Annotated in this window: 14 protein-coding genes and 1 pseudogene; 2 read left to right on the forward strand and 13 right to left on the reverse strand. The window is 68.4% G+C overall.

What is annotated here, in order from left to right:
- Window position 1: 1 nt before the first annotated feature.
- Together FRAAL_RS20305 and FRAAL_RS20310 are read right to left on the reverse strand one after the other, a co-directional pair.
- Window positions 2-1,045 (reverse strand): ketoacyl-ACP synthase III family protein, encoded by a 1,044-nt coding sequence (locus FRAAL_RS20305; RefSeq protein ID WP_011605765.1) that lies wholly within the window; start codon window positions 1,043-1,045, stop codon window positions 2-4.
- Window positions 1,042-2,319, reverse strand: coding sequence for a salicylate synthase (locus tag FRAAL_RS20310; RefSeq protein ID WP_197537217.1), 1,278 nt, complete (start codon window positions 2,317-2,319; stop codon window positions 1,042-1,044). The genes FRAAL_RS20305 and FRAAL_RS20310 overlap by 4 nt, the downstream gene beginning before the upstream one ends.
- A 675-nt stretch (window positions 2,320-2,994) precedes the next feature.
- On the opposite strand from FRAAL_RS20310, the gene FRAAL_RS36420 reads away from it, so the two are divergent.
- Both FRAAL_RS36420 and FRAAL_RS36425 read left to right on the forward strand, forming a co-directional pair.
- Window positions 2,995-3,375 carry a helix-turn-helix domain-containing protein gene (locus tag FRAAL_RS36420; protein ID WP_231861130.1) on the forward strand — a complete coding sequence of 127 codons (381 nt, stop codon included), beginning with the start codon at window positions 2,995-2,997 and terminating at the stop codon, window positions 3,373-3,375.
- Window positions 3,376-3,437: 62 nt separating this feature from the next.
- A complete protein-coding gene (locus tag FRAAL_RS36425) occupies window positions 3,438-4,043 on the forward strand; it encodes a transposase (protein WP_083866860.1) in 606 nt (201 codons plus the stop codon).
- Between the two features lie 188 nt (window positions 4,044-4,231).
- On the opposite strand, the pseudogene FRAAL_RS35135 reads toward FRAAL_RS36425, so the two are convergent.
- The 11 genes and pseudogenes from FRAAL_RS35135 to tnpC all read right to left on the reverse strand — a co-directional run.
- A pseudogene (locus FRAAL_RS35135) lies at window positions 4,232-4,327 on the reverse strand (HhH-GPD-type base excision DNA repair protein); the annotation flags it as partial.
- A 448-nt stretch (window positions 4,328-4,775) separates the two neighbouring features.
- Window positions 4,776-6,023 (reverse strand): ATP-grasp domain-containing protein, encoded by a 1,248-nt coding sequence (locus FRAAL_RS20330; RefSeq protein ID WP_041939548.1) that lies wholly within the window; start codon window positions 6,021-6,023, stop codon window positions 4,776-4,778.
- 37 nt (window positions 6,024-6,060) lie between these two features.
- The gene (locus FRAAL_RS20335; protein WP_011605772.1) at window positions 6,061-7,479 is read right to left on the reverse strand and encodes a hypothetical protein; all 1,419 of its coding nucleotides are present in this window, start codon (window positions 7,477-7,479) and stop codon (window positions 6,061-6,063) included.
- Entirely contained in the window at window positions 7,476-8,660 is a 1,185-nt protein-coding gene (gene dapE / locus FRAAL_RS20340) for a succinyl-diaminopimelate desuccinylase (protein WP_011605773.1), read from the reverse strand. Before dapE ends, FRAAL_RS20335 begins: the two co-directional genes overlap by 4 nt.
- Before the next feature lie 70 nt (window positions 8,661-8,730).
- Window positions 8,731-10,077, reverse strand: a complete 1,347-nt coding sequence (locus tag FRAAL_RS20345) for an MFS transporter (RefSeq protein WP_011605774.1) — start codon at window positions 10,075-10,077, stop codon at window positions 8,731-8,733.
- Between the two features lie 125 nt (window positions 10,078-10,202).
- Window positions 10,203-10,916 carry an RraA family protein gene (locus FRAAL_RS20350; protein WP_083866862.1) on the reverse strand — a complete coding sequence of 238 codons (714 nt, stop codon included), beginning with the start codon at window positions 10,914-10,916 and terminating at the stop codon, window positions 10,203-10,205.
- The gene (locus tag FRAAL_RS33200) at window positions 10,913-12,313 is read right to left on the reverse strand and encodes a hypothetical protein (protein WP_041939549.1); all 1,401 of its coding nucleotides are present in this window, start codon (window positions 12,311-12,313) and stop codon (window positions 10,913-10,915) included. Before FRAAL_RS33200 ends, FRAAL_RS20350 begins: the two co-directional genes overlap by 4 nt.
- Window positions 12,307-13,335, reverse strand: a complete 1,029-nt coding sequence (locus FRAAL_RS20360) for an aminotransferase class IV (protein WP_011605777.1) — start codon at window positions 13,333-13,335, stop codon at window positions 12,307-12,309. Before FRAAL_RS20360 ends, FRAAL_RS33200 begins: the two co-directional genes overlap by 7 nt.
- Window positions 13,325-14,080, reverse strand: coding sequence for an iron-containing redox enzyme family protein (locus FRAAL_RS20365; protein ID WP_011605778.1), 756 nt, complete (start codon window positions 14,078-14,080; stop codon window positions 13,325-13,327). The genes FRAAL_RS20360 and FRAAL_RS20365 overlap by 11 nt, the downstream gene beginning before the upstream one ends.
- 60 nt (window positions 14,081-14,140) lie before the next feature.
- Window positions 14,141-14,863, reverse strand: coding sequence for a hydroxymethylglutaryl-CoA lyase-like TIM-barrel protein (locus tag FRAAL_RS20370; RefSeq protein ID WP_011605779.1), 723 nt, complete (start codon window positions 14,861-14,863; stop codon window positions 14,141-14,143).
- An 802-nt stretch (window positions 14,864-15,665) separates the two neighbouring features.
- The gene (tnpC, locus tag FRAAL_RS20375) at window positions 15,666-16,643 is read right to left on the reverse strand and encodes an IS66 family transposase (protein WP_011605782.1); all 978 of its coding nucleotides are present in this window, start codon (window positions 16,641-16,643) and stop codon (window positions 15,666-15,668) included.
- Between the last annotated feature and the right edge of the window lie 24 nt (window positions 16,644-16,667).

Consider the following 16,667-nt stretch of genomic DNA (forward strand, 5'->3'; position numbering starts at 1 on the left):
GTCAGCCCTCCACGATCGGTTCACAGGGCGTGAGGATCTCCACCACCGCGCAGCCGGCACACGCACCGGCGCCCGCGCTGACCAACAGCACACGGTCGCCAGGGACCACCTGGCCGGTCGTCCACAGGTGTTCCAGGCCGAGGAGGACCTCCGTGACGCTGGCGTGTCCGACCTGGCGGATGTACTCCCAGACCCCGCGATCGAGATCGACGCCGAGCGGTTCGAGGAACAACGTCTCGAGCCCGTCCCGGTTGAACCCGGGATGCGCGACTCTGGTGATCTCGTCGAGAGTGAGACCTGCCTCCTTCAGTGTGAGCTCGGTGACCGCGGCCACCGCGTCGCCGAAATGACCGATTGGCGGTGCGATTCCCTGTGCCCACTGCTGACGCATGAAATCGCGGCGGCTCTCGAAGTCGAGTGGCCGCCCAGTGGTTATGCCGGGCGGGAACAACGGCTCGTCCCCTCGATCCAGAGCCTCCATCCGCGACTCGGACATCGACCTGATGGCGAGAAGCCTGGCGAAGCCGTCGATCCGGGACAGCACGACGGACGATGCGGAATCGGCCAGCACGAAGGCCGATGACGACCGCCAGCGGTCGACGAGCGGCGTGGAGAAGTTGTCCGCCGCCGTGACCAGCGCGGCGGGGTGGGAGGAGTTCGCGACCAGTCGGTTCGCACCAGCCTCGATCGCGGCCAGCATGCCCAGGCAGGCCTGCCGGATCTCCACGGCCGGCACCGGGCGGTCCAGGGTCTTCCGCAGGATGTAGTGCGACGGTGACCATCCTTCCGGACCCTGATGGTGGGTGTAGCTGTGCAGGAGGATCCCGAAGTCGTCCTCGTCGAGTCCCGAGCGGCGGACTGCGGTACGGGCGGCAGCAACGGCCATGTCGGGGGCAGGCACCGACCCGCCGACCGCAACCGAGACGATGCCCGACCTTCGCCGGGTGGCCTCCTCGTACCAGCCCTGTGCCACCGCGTGATCGGTACTGACCCGCTCCGGCACGATGCTGCCGATTCCGGCGAGGTAAAGGCCCTCGGTCCTCATGCATCGACCTCTTCCCTGATCTCGTTGGCAACCAGGAAGCGCGCCACGCTGTCGAGCTTCTCGCAGGTCTCCTCGAATTCCCTGGCTGGCTGTGACTGACCGACTATCCCGGCACCCGCACGCAGCCAGGTGCGACCGTTCTCGCGGAAGACCGTGCGCAGGACCAGTGCGGCGTCCAGCGCGCCGGAACTGTCGACGGTCAGGACTGCGCCGCCGTAGAGGCCGCGACGGTCCCCCTCGTGGCGTCGAATCGCGGCGAAGGCCGCTTCCTTTGGTACTCCCGACACGGTGACCGCGGGAAAGACAGCCGTGAAGGCGTCCCAGGCGTCCGCCCCGGCCGCCAGCTTTCCGGTCACCTGGGAGGCGAGATGCTGGACGCTACCCCTTTCCTCGACCGACATGAGGTCGCGAACTCCCACCGAGTTCGGTTCGCAGACCGTGAGCAATTCGTCATGGCCGATCTTGACGGAGATGGCGTGCTCATAGATCTCCTTCGCGGACGACAGGAGTTCCAGGCGCCGGCGGGTGTTCTCCGCGGCGCTCTCCGTGAATGCCCTCGTGCCGGCAAGCGGGTGGCTGACGACCGTGCCGTCCACGTCGACGCTGACCACGATCTCCGGGCTGAAACCGGCTGCTTCCAGCCCGTCCAACCGCAGCAGGAAGGACCGGGCGGGATTGTTCCTACGCCTGCCAAGAACATAGGAGGCGGCCAGGTCGATGTCGCTGTCAATCTCGATCTTCCGCGACAGGATGACCTTCTGCAACACATCTGCAGTGATCTCCTGGACGGCGCTCGCGACTGACGCGCAGTACTCGTCTCGGCCGATGTTCCGCACGTTGATCGGCGCCGCCCGGCGGTGGGCACTGTCCGCCCGCGTGGAAAGCAGGTCGACGAGCGTCGCAAGGGTGCCGGGGTCGCTGGAACGCACGTGAGCCACGCCGGCGTGCAGACGCACCTCGCTTCGCGGCACGATGAGGTGTAGAAGCCGCTCGTTGTCTAGACGCTCCCGGCTGCCGTCCCTCGCGTAGGAAAGTTCGAACGCGGCCCAGCCATACACTCGCCACTGCGGCAGCGGCAGCATGGCGAGCAGCTCACTGACCCGCCGCAGCGGCCGGCCGTCCCAGGCAAACTCCGCCTCCCGCACACCTCGCAGCGTCGCGCCGTCGCGGTCGAGGCGAATATCGGCGAGAATGCCGCCCGCATAGCACCAGATGCTCTCGTTCTCATAGACGACGAACTCGTGGTGGGGACCGGACTCGGCCAGTCGGGCCATGACGGCCAGGGGATCTTCCGATGTCTTGACTCTGGCTTCGACGTAACACGGCGAGCCCATGTTGTCCATCCCGGCTGACCTCGATTCCGTGAGCGGCGGCGGCAGAAAGGGGAGATGGCCGATGCGGTGGCGGGCAATGCCCGGCGCGGGGGAACTGCTTCTGCGAGCTGGCGAGTAGGGCCCTGAATGTCTCGCCGGCGAGACAGACCGTCCGCCGCAGCCAAGGATAGTGCAACGGTGTCGGGTGGCGTCAAACGACGCGGACATGCAGAAAAGGCGAGACGGGCGGCCCGCAGCACCGGATGACAGAAGACGGGGCATCGGTGGACGTCTCAATGAGCAGTGCAGTCGTCCTGGCGTCGGCGGCGAATTACTCTCGTCCACCACACAGCCGGCGTGATTGTTGTGGCCGGTGTGGTCGTGTGGTAATTCAGGCGGCACACGAGCAGGCGGACGGAGTCCGACCTGGTATAGCCGACCTGCTCGCTCGGCGCAGTCTCGTTGATTTCCGTGCTGGCCCGGCAGATTTTCCCACCGCGGGGTGCCATGGGTTGCCGTGACCGATCCACGGGCGGCGCTTCGGGGGTCTTCGAAGTTACTGATCTTGAGTTCGTGGGGTGACGTCCGGATCTTGTGGGGTACCCCAGGCATGTGAGGTATCCGGATGGCGGTGGATTGACCGCCGCCGGTCGTGCACGACGGGAACAGATCCGGCTGCGGGCCGCGGACCTGTTCGCCCGGGGGATGTCACCACCGGAGGTGGTCAGGCGGCTGTGGGTGTCCCGCACGTCGGCGTATGCCTGGCATCAGCGGTGGGAGGCCGGCGGTCCGGACGCACTGCGTTCGGTGGGGCCGGGGTCACGGTGCCGGCTGGACGACGAGCAGCGGGTCCGGCTGGCGGCGGAGTTGGATCGCGGGCCGGTGGCGCACGGCTGGACCGTCGACCAGCGGTGGACCCTGGGCCGGTTTGCCACGCTGATCGCCCGGCTGTTCGGGGTGTCCTACACCCTGACCGGGGTGGACAAGCTGCTGTACCGCATGGGGTATTCCGCGTAGCGGCCGGTACACCGGGCGGTGGAACGCGACGAGACCGCGATCGTGACCTGGCGGCGGGAGGTGTGGCCGGAGGTAGAACAACGGCCGCGGCCCGCGGCGCCTGGATCTGCTTGCTCGACGAGACAGGCCAGGGGCTGAGGCCCCCGAAGGGACGGACCAGGTCCCGGCGCGGACATACCCCGATCGTGACCGTGGCCGGGCGGCGTTCCCCGCGGATCTCGATCGCCGGGATGGTCTGCGTCCGCCCGGGTCGCCGGCCCCGGCTGATCTATCGGCTGCTGGTCCACCGGGGCCGCCGCGGTGAGCGGAAGGGCTTCGTCGCCCGGGACTTCATCCGGTTGTTGACCGCCGCGTACCACCAGCTCGACGGGAAGATCATGGTGGTGTGGGACAACCTGCCCGGCCATCATGCCCACGTGGTCGGTGAGTTCATCGACAGCCACGCGGACTGGTTGAGCGTGTACTGGCTGCCCTCCTACGCCCCGGAGATCAATCCGGTGGAGGGCCTGTGGGCGCACCTGAAGACCGGTGTCCTGGCCAACCTCGCCGCACGCGGCCTGGACCACCTGATCCGCGTCATCAAGACCGCGCTGAAACGCGCCCAGTACCGCCCCGACCTGCTGTGGGGTTTCCTGGCCGAGACCGGACTCAGCCTGGAACCCCCGTAGCCTGTCACCCTACGAATTCAAGATCAGTAACCTCCGCCACTTGGCCTGACGATGCGACCCCGATACAGCACGAAGCCTGACAACTCCCTCGCGGGCTCCCCGTGGCCTCAGGCTCGACCATGAACCTGCACGGTTACTCACCGCGTTCGAAGGGTAGCTCAACGTCTGATTTCGTACCTTGTTTGTCCGATTTGCTGGTCGAGAACCATGGCGATGAGGAGCGCCAACGGGTCCTTGGTCAGCAGCTCGTCCGCCTCGTCGATCTGGCTCAGGTGAAGTCCCACGTCACAACGGTAGCTTCCTGGACTGCGGATGATCTCGTCCGGGTCCCGCCCGATCTCGGCGCAGTGGGACTTGAGGAGATCGTCGCGCTGCCGAAAGTGCTCCAACGGCGGGCCGGGGTAGTTCCCACGCAGACCGCACCCCTCAGACGGATGACCGGGCCGTCGTGGTCGAACGGATCGGCTTCGGCCCACACCCGGCGATGATCACGCGCGATTCGGCGAGGCCGCGGACAGCCTGACCGGCCGAGACCAGGGGCACGCCGTAGACCTCGAACGACTATTCAACGGCCCTGTGGGAACTCGTACGCGTTGTCACACACGGCGAGGTTCGGGTGTATCCCGTTGCAGCCCGCAGCGCGAGGACGCGGCTGCTTCTTCTCGGGAAGCCTGGCGTCCGCGACACGTCGGCGCCAGAAACTCGCCGACGCCAACACCATGCTCTTCAGGGTCAGGTCAGATAGAGGTCAGTCTCCTCCAGAGCTCGAAGCTGTCGGTAGTCCCGGTCGACCGCCTGCGGGTCCGACGCGGCCAGATAGACGAAACCGGGGGAGCTGGGAAGATCAATGGTGGCGCCGAGATGCTCCCCTGGCCGGAGGTGATGGCTGAGGGCGACGAAGGTGGGCAGCTCCTCCAGCCGAGCCGCCCACTCCAGCGAGCGCACGGTCCCGGCGGTGCGGCTGATCAGGGCGATGTTGCGCAGCGCCCCCAGCGAGCGGACTGTCCTGTCGTCGAACGCCGCGACCCGGTCGGGGTCGAGCAGGGACTCGGCCAACAGACTGGTCTGGGAGACGCCGCAGTATTTCTCCACCACCCACGGCAGGGTGCCGCCGCCCAGCCGGGCGCCGGACTCCACCAGGACGGGCCCCCGGTTGGTGATCATTACCTCGGTGTGCGCGGCGCCGTGCCTGACGCCGAGCGCGTCGAGCACTGCCGGAACGAAATCCCGCAGCGGCGCGGATTCCTCCGATCCGGCGGGGACGAGATCTTCGTGATCGTAAACAGGTCGACGGTCTGGACCGAGGCGCTTGGAATAGCGCCAGACCTCGACGATGCGGTGCCGCCCGGCATGCGACACGGTGTTCGCGTAGTATTCGACCCCTCGCAGGCGCTCTTGGACCAGCACTGTCGGGTTCGGCTCGCGATAGAGGTTGCGCGCGGCAAGCACCCGGGTGCAGGCCGTCCGCACCTCGTCTGGCGTCCGGCAGAACCACACGTTGTCGCTACCGGCGCTGCTCGGCGGTTTCACGACGACGTCTGTCAGCCGACGCCGCGCGTACCAGGTGCGTGCCTCGTCCGCGTCCGTGAAGCTCCAGGTGCGCGGAACCGTCAGACCCGCCTCAGCCGCCGCCCGACCCATCGTCGCCTTGTCCCGCCTGGCCGCCGACGTGGCCGGGTGATTGCCGTCGAGGCCCAGGTGGTGGGCCAGGATGTCGGCGAGCACGACCCCCGACTCGGTACCTGCCACCACGCTGGTCACCCCGAGTGCCGCCAGCTCCCCGGCCAGCCGGGCGGGGTCGCCGGCGCCGGTCAGGCAGGCCTCGTAGTGCGTCGGATCGAACCCGTCGGTGAAGAACGCGGGCATGTCCTCGGAGCTCTGCACGTGCACACAGGACGCCCCGCGTCGGGTGAGCGCCGCGACGAGCGCCCGACCCGTCGAGTGGCCGTCGACCACTGCCACCCGCGCCTGCCCGCTCACTGGTATGCCATCCTCGGATCGGACATCACCAGGCAGCTCACGGGCGCTCCTCGTGAAAGCAGCAGCCGACCCGGGCGCCGCCCGACATGCTGACGACACCGACTGCGGGGTCGGTGCTGCCGCGCACAATGCAGCCGCCGTAACCATCGCTGGCCCCGGTCACGTCAGGGTCGGACAGGAACACACCCCAGTTGAGGTACAGGTTTTCCGTACCGCGTCCGTCACCGTCCGCCGCGGCGAAGGGCTCCGGGCGGGGGCGTACCCGGCGCTGGAGCACGTAGGGCTGGCCCATCGCCTCGGTGACCCGTGCTCGCCACTGCTCGGGCGACACGGTCCAGCCGGGGACGATACCGTTTCCGCCATGTAGCAGGGTCGGCTTGAGCACCAGATCGTCCTGGTCCGCGGCTGCGAACGTCATCAGCTCGTGCTCGGAGCCGTCGGTATCCGTCACCGTCGGTTGGACGGGGCGGGTCCACGGAAGAAAACGATCAAGACAGTCGCGTTCGGCTGGAGTGCAGGTCGCTCGGAACCGGTCGCCCGACAGCAGGGCCAGGGCGCCCTTGTTGCCGTACAGCTCGGCATCGAGCCGGCTGAACAGGCCGAGCGCGCCCCGGGTCGCGGCGTCCAGGATCGGCTCCACCGCGGCGAGATCGTCCTCGGTGACGATCTCCTCGACCAGGAAGAAGCGGAACACGACGTCGATGACCTGGTCTTCGAGCACCAGCCGGTCGCCTCGGGACCGCAGCTGTCCCACATGGCACGGAAGGGCGTCCAGGCCCATCTCGCCGAGCAGGGCCGCCATCACCCGCAGCCGCGGCTCGTAGGTCACGAAACTCGCCGGCCAGTCGGTGAGTGCGACAACCGGCCGCCGGCCGTCCGGGAGATTCGCCGCGCATTCTGCGCGCAGTGAGTCGACGATGTGCTGGAGCGTGTCGATGTAGCCGAGCCCGTGTTCGTCGGTGAACTCCCGCAGGGCGGGATGCTTGAGCATGGCGCGGTTGATATCGGCGTTCTCAAATCCGCCCAGGGCGCTTGTGATGTTGAGTTCGAGGAGCTTGAAGCCGTCGTTGTCCCGGTAGAGGTCGGACCGCGCCAGCGGGACCAGGGGCGCGCCGGTGTTCGCGCCCCGCAGCACTGCCGAGACCTGCTGGGGGTTCATGCCGACGGCCTGCGCGAACTGGCGCAGGTCGCCGTCGTGGAGCCGGTCCGGGATGTCCATCAGCATCGTGTAAAGGCAGCGCAGGTCAGCCGCTAGGCAGTCTCGTTCCGCCGCCGACAGGAAGACCGGCGAGGGCAGGAAGCGCCCGCGGTAGGCCACGGCCAGCAGTTCCGAGGCGTCCGCGTCCGAGGTGAGCGCCGCTGGATCGACGGTGAGCCGCACGAGATGGTCGAGGTACTTCCTGCCCAGATCGGCTGCGGGCAGGAAGTCCGTCGGTGATCGAACGGGCCTGTTCAAGGTCGAACCTCCGACGCTGGGTGCGGACCGATGTTCCGGAGCCTGTCGGGCGGAATCCCCGCGGCGTCCGCGAACAGGAAGCGGGCGAGCGCCGCGTGGCAGGCCGCCAGCTCAGCACCGCTGACGGTCTCGCGGCCGGTGTGGGCGAGCTCGGAATCCCCCGGACCGAAGTTGACGGCGGGAACGCCGTGGGCCGCGAACCGTCCGACGTCAGTCCAGCCGAGTTTCGGTCGCACGTCCACCCCGGCGCTCGCTCGCAGCGCCGCGAGCAGGGGATGCTCCAGATTGGGTGGCGCGGGCGGCGAGGACAGGACCACCTGGGTGCCGTCGGCGTCCCCGGCGAGGCCGACCACTGTGCCCAGCGCCTCCTCGCTGCTCAGGTTCGGCGCGTGCCGGAAGTTCACCCGTACCTGACAGGCATCCGGCACGACATTGCCCTGCACGCCGCTGCTCACCCCCACGACGGAAAGGGACTGCCGGTAGGTGAGTCCGTCGACGACCGCGGGGCCCGGTTCAAAACTCCCGAACCGGGCCAGGGCGGGAGTCGCACGATGAATGGCGTTGACGCCCCGCCATGGTCGCGCGGTGTGGGCGCGTGAGCCGTCATAGCGCAGCTCGACAACCAGATTGCCCTGGCAGCCCGCCTCGAGGAGGCCGCCGGTCGGCTCGAGCAGAATCGCCAGGTCGGCCTGGAGGAAATCCTGGTACCGGTCGAACAGCAGGGTCATCCCGCTGCGACGGGAGCCAACCTCCTCGTTGTCGTAGAAAACGAACGTGAGGTGATGGTCGGAGTCCTGCGCCCGTTCGGCCAGGACCAGCATCACGGCGAGACCGCCCTTCATGTCCACCGCGCCAAGCCCGGATACCGTTCCCGGTATTGCCGTGGGGTAATTTTTCGCTGCTGGCACCGTGTCGAGATGGCCGGCCAGCACCACGTGCCGATCCCGCGCGGGTTTCCCCGCCTGTGCACCCCGCGTCGTCGCGATGATGTTGTTGCCGTCCCGGATCATCCGCAGACCGGGTGCGCGGGCCCGCAGGCGGTGCTCCACCAGCCCGGCCAGCAGGTGCTCGTCGCCGCTGACCGACGGCACCTCCACCAGCGCCGCGGCCAACCGCAGCAGGTCCGTGCGCTCGAGCACCTCGACGCCGGCGGTCGGGTACCGCCCTGACTGCGAGTACATCCAGTTCCTCTCTGTGTCCGAGTCTGTGTGCGAGCTCTGCGTCTCTGTGTGCGAACTCGGCGTCCGAGAGCTACCGCGGATCGGAGATCCACCGGCGGCGGGCTCCCTCGGCGAGGCAGGCCGCGATCATCGTCATCAGCACCGCGCCGGCCGCGAACACGCTCGGCGTTCCGAACGCGGTGGACAGCAGCCCGCCGAGGGCCGCCCCCACGGGCATGGCCCCCCAGGCGACGAGTCGATAGACACTGTTGACCCGGCCCTGCAACGGCCGGGGGATGCGGGTCTGGCGCAGCGCGACCACGACCACGTCCCAGGTCACCCCCGCGCAGGCGGCCGCCGCCAGCGCCAGGCCCACCCCTGTGCCCACCGGTACCAGCCAGACGGCCACATTCGCGGCGGCCATCGTGGCAGCCACGCAGACGAGCGCCTGCTCGTCGCCGAGCCGGCGCACCAGCCGCGGGGCCAACCGGGCGGCGAACACCGCCCCGACTGCCTGGCAGGCCAGCAACAGGCCGTAACCGATGCTGCCGAGCCCAAGCACGGTATGCGCGTGCACGACCATCACCGCCAGCCCGGCGGTGAGCACCAGGTTGATTCCGCCGGCGGCCAGCGCCAGGCCTCGCAGCAACCGGTCCCGCAGCAACCACCGGGCGCCTGTTGTCATGTCGGCCAGCAGACCCGGCCGGGTGGCGCTGACCGGACCCGCACTGTCGACACCTGACCCGGGGGCTGCCGGTAGGTCGGCCGGCCGCTCGCTGGTCGATGGTCCGCCGGTCCGTCGGGTGCTCGGCTTCGCCGAGCGGACGCCGAGCAGGCTGGACAACAGCAGTGCCGACAGCAGGAAGCTGGCGGCGTCAATACCGAACGGCACCGCTGCGGCAATCGCGAACAACACCGAGCCGAGCAACGGGCCGACGAACTCGTTACCAGCCGTCTGCGCCGCGAGGAGCCGGCCGTTGGCATCGACGAGCAGCTTCCGGGGCACGACCGAGGGCACGATCACCTGCGACGCGTTACGGAAGAACGTCTCGCAGGTGCCGATCAGGAAGAAGCAGATGTACAGGACCAGTAGATTGCCCCGGTCCAGGGCGACAGCCACCGCCAATGTCAGCAGCAGTAGCCCGCGGAACAGGTCGATGCCACGCATGGCGCGCAACAGGTCGACCCGGTCCACCAGTACGCCCGCTGGTAACCCGAACAGGACGTAGGGGAGGGTGAGCGCGGTGGTGACTCCGGCCACCAGCCGCGGGTCGTCGGTCAAGGTGTAGGCGAGCAGTGGCGCCGCCGTCAGCGACATCCCGTCGCCGACCGCTGAGAGCGTGCTGGCGGTCCACAGCCGCGCGTACCGCCCGCCGAGCCCAGCACGCGCCGACGCCGGCTCTGTCTCGACGGCACCCGCGGTCCCGGGGCCGCTCACGGCTTCGGACCGGGCCACGGGCTCGGCGACCTCCGCCCCCGTGCACTGATCCGCCGGTGTCGGCGGTGTCCTGTCGGCGGGTGCCCGCGCTGGGCCAGGCGGCGTCGAGCCACTCGCCGTCCGGGTCACGCGTGGTTTCCCGTTGGCTGTCGAGCCGCCAGGTTGTAGCCATGCCGCTTCCGCGCGTCCCGCAGGCGGCCACCTGCTCGGACCTCCTCGAGCACCTGTTGTTCCATGGCGGCGATCCGGTCAACCGATGCCGCGACCTCAGCCAGGGACGCCGCCGGTACGACCGTGACGCCGCTGCCGTCGGCACAGATGATGTCGCCGGGACGTACCGTGCGAGATTCCTCGCCCCGCCCAAGTTCCACTGCCTGCTGTACGGCGGCCATGCGCAGCCGGTTCTTTCCACTGCGCATGAAGGCACCGTGCGCCCACAGAGAGTAATCAAACTCGCGGATCCCGTCGATGTCCCGGCAAAGGCCGTCGATGACGGTGCCCGCCACCCCTCTGGCCAGTGCCACCTCGGCGAGGATGTCTCCCCATACGGTGCAGGTGGCGCTGCCAGCGGCGAGAACGACCACGGCGCCGGATGGCACATCGTCGAGAAAGTCCGCAGCCGCGGCCGGCGTTCCGGGTTCGACCCGCTCGAACCGCACGGTGAAGGCCGGGCCGACAACCGGACCGTGCCCGGAGAGGCGTCGGGGGCCCCAGAGCTGCCCGTCGATGCCGGCCAGGTCAAGCGCGTCGCTCACCACCGCCGTACCGTGCGCCGCCAGCACCCGGAGGTATGCGGCGTCGTGCAGGGTAGCCGATGGGACCGATATTTCATCGCTCAAGGTGAACCTCCCGCAAACACGTGAACGGCCAGTTTCCGACCCCCCTGGAAGATGTTGACTTTTGCGTTGTGACTGGCCTTGGACCCGAATCCGGCCAACTGACCGCCGAACAGGAAGGAATCGAGGCTGATGGTCATCGACTCCGCCCGCGGCGATCCCGCGGTGAGCACGGGATACCGCAAGGGTGTGACGCGCTTCTGCGCGACAGCGCCATCGGCGGCGGCCCGAGACAGGGCCGCACACCAGGTGCTGCGACTTACGTCGGCGCCGATGGTGACTCCGTCGCCACGGATGTCGTACGGCTCCTTCAGCACGTAGCGCGTCTGCTGCTCCTGCAGTTCATCGAGCAGCGACGTCTTCCCGTCGGCTGCCGTGGCGACGGGGGTGATCCGCCGGGTCCATGGCAACAGGGCCGCCGCCAACCGCCGCTGGCTGTCCGTGAACAGGTCGGCGAACTGTGGATCCTGCACGAAGGCCAGGCAGAGTTTGCTCTCCGCGACATACCTGGCCGCGAACGGGTTGACATGAACCAGGGGCGTGTCGCGTAGCGCCCGCTCCCAGGTACGCACGAACCCCGGGTCGGTCGCCATGTCGTTCCAGCGCACCGTATTGACCTTGTTCCAGCACAGGTCCGCGGCCCGGTCACCGAATCTGGCCTCCCCCCGGTCCACCCGCAGATCACGTGGATCGGCCAGGTACGCGTCGAGTCCGCGCGACCGGAACTCCGCCACGATTTCGCGGCTCTCCCGGCTGGCGGCATCGCTGGGTTGCAGCACCGCCACCCCGTCGAGCCGCGTCGACTTGCCGGTGACCCGGCTCGCCGCGGCGAGCGCCGCGGCCCGCAGCGCCGCCAGGAACCGGTCCTCACCCCGCGTCGGCAGGTAGGTCAGGTCGGACAGCTCGGGTGGCGCGGCGCCCGGGGTCTCGATCGCAAGCAGTTCGGTGACCTGCCGAACCGTGGCGTTGACCCGCGAGGTGAACAGGGTGCCGGCCGGTGCGTCGGCATTGTTTTCGAGCAGGACGAGTCGCTCCGTGTCCTGATCGAGATATCCGTCCAGTCGGCACACCCACGGCGCGTCGGATGGGCCGAGATCGGCGGCGATGAGCCGTTCAGCGCTTGCTGGCAGCCCGAACCAGGCCCGAACCTCGGCATGTTCTCGGAAGTGGCGGACCACGTCACCGAGCAGGGCCACGTAGTCGGCGAGTGGCTCACGCAGCGACTCCGCGAAGGCGCTGTCCAACAGGACGGGCAGCGGAGCGAACGGGAAATCACGGTTGCGGAAGCAGGGCGCCTGCGCGAGCACAGCGGCGGTGACCTCTCGCAACCGCTCCGGTCGGCCGGCCAGCTGGCTGGCCGTCACGAGCGCGCGTGGCCAGTCGATGGACGTCGTCAGCATCGCCCGTATCCGGGCTGCCCGACGGGGTCGGCCTGTTCGTCCGGCCCCGTGACCAGCCCATCCGGCCCGTCCTTCACCGACCAGGTGACCAGGTTCGAGGCCGCCGTCCCCCGGACCTGGTCGAAGTAGGCCGCGACGAGCTGGGCCGTGGCGGGCCGCTGCGGCCACCGCGCGGGTGTGTACCCTTCGACCTCACGGACCGGGCCGAACTCGATCCCGGTGCCGCACAGGAAGACCTCGTCCGCTTGGCGAATTCGGTCCGGAGTGACCGCCTCCTCGGCCACGCTCAGTCCGAGCCTGGGTGCCGTCGCCAGCACCCAGGCCCGGCTGATACCAGGCAGCACGGCGTCACCAAGTCTCGGGGTCACCAGCCGGGTGCCCTCCGCCAGAAACACCGTGGCGGTCGGAGCTTCGCTGACCAGCCCCTCCGCCGTGCACAGCAGGCAGGAGTCGAACCCGGCGGCGACGGCCTGCGCGAGCGCGAGCCGCGGTCCGGCATAGGCGGAGATGTTCTTGGCCGCACTGGGGAAGACCGCCGACGAGGGACGCTGCCACGAACTGACGGTGAGCCTCAGGCCTTCGCCGTCACGTAGCCAACGCTTGCGGCCCGATGGCGTGACGGAGACTGTCAGCGCCGCCTCCGAGCCGTCCCCGATGCCGCCGGCATCGACCGCACTCACCGCGATGCGGGCGTAACTGTCCACCTGCGTATCGTTCACCGCGACCAGTTCGTCGATGATTCGCGGAACATCGTCGCAGCAGGTGTCGTCGAGCAGCATCAGCCGACAGGAGTTCCGCAGCCGGTCGAGGTGCTGGTCGAGCAGCCACGGCCGTAGTCCCAGCCCGGGCGCCTCTTGGCGGTACAGACGGACACCCTCGAAGACCGAGATGCCGTAGCGCAGCGCGATGCTTCCCACCGGCAGCGTTGCCGCCTGCGCCGGAACGAGCTGCTCGCGGTGGTAAACGAGCGGGCCGGCGGGGGCGGGGCCTCCCGCCCCCGCCGGCCCAGCCTCACTCCCCATGACGAAAGACAGGTTCGGTGGGGTCGTAACCGGTGGCGAGAATCATGTCGAAGTGCCGGTGCCGCAACTCCAGGGACGTCGCGAGGGCGTCGACGGCCTGCGCCCGCAGGATGTCCGTGGTGCAGTAACGATGGAGCAGGTCGCGGACCGCGTCCGCGTGCTCCTCCTCCAGCTCGCTCACCGCGTCCCGGCCGACATCCGTCGAGGCGTGGTGCACGAAGAACTCATACCCCTCCGGCGGAAGGCCGTACACGTCCCGCATCACCGCGAGCATGCTCGAACCGTCGGGGTTGACGATGGGGGGCTGGCCCTCCATCAGAAGCAGGACCGCGGCCGCACCACTGGTGAAGTGTGCCTCGCGGCCGTTACAGACGCGGATGTTGTGCGCGACGAGAGCGGCGGTCTCCGCCGCCAGCGGAGCGGCCTGAAGTTCCTCGGCGCTTACTCCGACAGTCCGACCGAAGGCGGCAAAGGTTTCCAGATGGCGGCCGGAGCCGGAAAGCGCGCCGGTCTCCTCCTCGTACACGTTCTCGACCAGATGCCGGCGGATCTGATAGTCGTCGACATCCGACGCGACACCGAGAACATTCCGGGTCCACATACTCTTGATGGGCCAGCGGTGCACCACGAATTCACGCAGAAGCCGCCGGGTCGCCTTACCACTGAGGATAAGCTGGTAGAGGGGACTCGTCATCTTCTTGCGCTCGACGATCATTCGGTCCAGGGTGGTGACGATGTCGGACATCGGGATCCTCCTTGGATCTTGTTGCCGGCTCCTGCGATCGTTCGCCGGGCGGTCTGCGGCCTAGACCTGGCCTGCCACCTGCGATGTCTCCAGGACGGACTGGCCACGCAGCAGAGCGTCATAGCCATGCCGGGCCGTCTGCTCCCGAAGCAGGCGGGACTGGTCAAGGCTGACGTCGAGCAGGCCGGAGAGCACATTCTCCGCACTGAACTCCGCGAGCATCCGAATTCGGGTCGAGACGGTGCTCTGGTCTTTCACCAGTGGGTCGAGCGAGAAGTCCGCCCCAAGGTGGAGCGTGAGATGTGCGGCGATCAGCTCGAGTCTGAGGTTGCCGCCGCCCTTGCCGATACCTCCGATTGAGGCATCCAGGGCGGTCGCCCCGGCGTCCAGCGCCGCGCACGAGTTCGCGAAGGCGAGACCCAGGTTGTCGTGCGCGTGAAAGCCGATCACCGGACCGGGACCCTGCTCCGTAGCGGCGTGCACCGCGGCGGAGACTCTCCGGGTCACGTCCTCCGGGTAGAGGCTTCCATTCGAGTCAGCGAGGTACACCAGCCCCGCCCCAGCCTGGGCCGCCCGGCTCACGGCGAGCGCAAGCCGGGCGGGATCCGCTCTGCTGGTGTGGGTGAGGTTCACCGCGGTGAGCAGCCCGGCGTCGCGGGCCGCCGCGAGGTACGGCAGCGCGGGCACGAGGTCGAGGCCCGGCGCCAGCACCCGGACCAGACCGACCCCGAGATCGCCGAGGGGCGCCAGCGCGGCGGGATCGACCTCGCCGGGCCGTACCATGACGGCGAGCCGCGTTCGGTGTACCTCCGCGGCGAGCGTCCGCAAGTAGTCCGGCTCGCATCGGGCGGCGGGACATAACGCGTTGCCCGTCGGGGTTCGGAGATATCCGACCTCCACGAACGGAATCCTGGCTTCTTCGACAGCGCGCACGACGGACGACGCTTCGTCAACTGACCATCGATGATCGTTTACGTATCCACCATCTCGGAGAGTCACGTCGAGAAGGATGGGTCGTCGGCTGGCCTCATTGCCACGTTCTTCGTTTGGAGTGCTTTTCGGGGTCACATCGGCACCCTTGCTTCGAAGATTCCCGAAGTTTCATTGCATCATCGCGGTCAGAACGGAAACGGATTGTCTGCGGCATGCAGCCACTTTTAGCGGACGCAGTCATTCGTGCCACATCAAGCCGCACAGATTGGTGCAACGGCCGGCTCCGATATGTACCACCTTGAGGATATATCACCGCGCGAAAAGGTGTCAACCGCAGCCGACGGGACGCCGCGACCATGGGACCCCGAGCAACGGAGAGTGACCAAAATAACCGGAGTCGGGGCGATCGTTCACCCCGACTCGCACACGCGGCCTATCACGCTGTGTATACAATTTTATTCGACGGCGGCGGCAGGTCCTCCGCGGAGAATCAAGTCCTTCCTGGTCTACGGCGTCGATCCGTATGACCCGAGAAAGTTCGGGAAGCTCTCAGTATTCGCTTCCTGTGCTCTTGTTGTAGAATCAACTAAATGATCGTTGTATACAGTGGTTGTAACTGGTCAGGTGTCTTTTGATCGACAGTGACGGTTAGTTACGCGGTAGCAGTGAGGGTCGGGCTGGTTTCGGGCAGCCAGGGACGGCCCGCGGTGAGGCGGGCGAGGGCGTCGAGCATGCCGAGGTCGTTCTTGCGGGCTGTCGACAGGTAGCTGCGCAGCGCGCAGAAGTGCCGGGCCCCGGCGAGCGAGCGCAGGCAGCCGGAGATCTTCTGCCTCAGCTTGACCATCCGAATGTCGCGCTCCGACCCGTTGTTATCGGCCGGTACGGCCAGGTCAGTGAGGAACCGCAGGTAGTCGGCCTCGCGGGAGGCGAGGCGGTCGGCGAGGTTGTTCTCGGTGCGCATCGCCTTCGTGGCGCGGGCCGCGGTCTGGCTGATCCCGGCCTGCACGGCGCTGCGCAGCCGGTGACGGCCATCGGCGCTGGTCGCGAGGTGGATGGCACCAAGGCCGGCGGCGCGGGCGTCGGCGGCGAGTCGCTGCAGGTCGACGAGGGCCTCGATGGCCTGGGTCGCCCAGCACCAGGCCGCGGGGTCCTCCCGCTCGGCGACCGCGACCAGTTCACGGACCACGTGTGCGCAGCAGAGCTGGTGGTCGGCGCTGAGGAAGACGTCGTAGGCCGCCCAGCAGTCGTGCACGGGCGTGCCGGTGAACGCGGGCAGGACGTCGGCGGCGGTGATACCCAGCCGGCCGCGGCGCGGGTGGATCGTGACCAGGGTCAGCCTGTCCGTACGGGCGCAGTGCACCCAGTGCAGCTTCCCCTCGACCCGCAGGCCGGTCTCGTCGGCGCCGAGCACGTCGGCGCGGGTGAGCAGGTCACGCAGCAGCGGCAGGAACGCCTTTTCGAGCGTGGCGATCGCCCGCGCCTGGATCGCGACGATCGTGCCGGCCGACAACCGGATCCCGAACAGCTCGGACATCGCCTGCGCGGTGCGGTCCTTCGAGAGGAACTGTCCGCCGTACAGATAGAGGGCCAGGGCGCGGACCTGTTCGCCGTACTGGACCGGCGCGTCCACCCCGTGCGGCGCCGCCGCCCTCGT

It is taken from the genome of Frankia alni ACN14a (assembly GCF_000058485.1).
Taxonomy (GTDB): domain Bacteria; phylum Actinomycetota; class Actinomycetes; order Frankiales; family Frankiaceae; genus Frankia; species Frankia alni.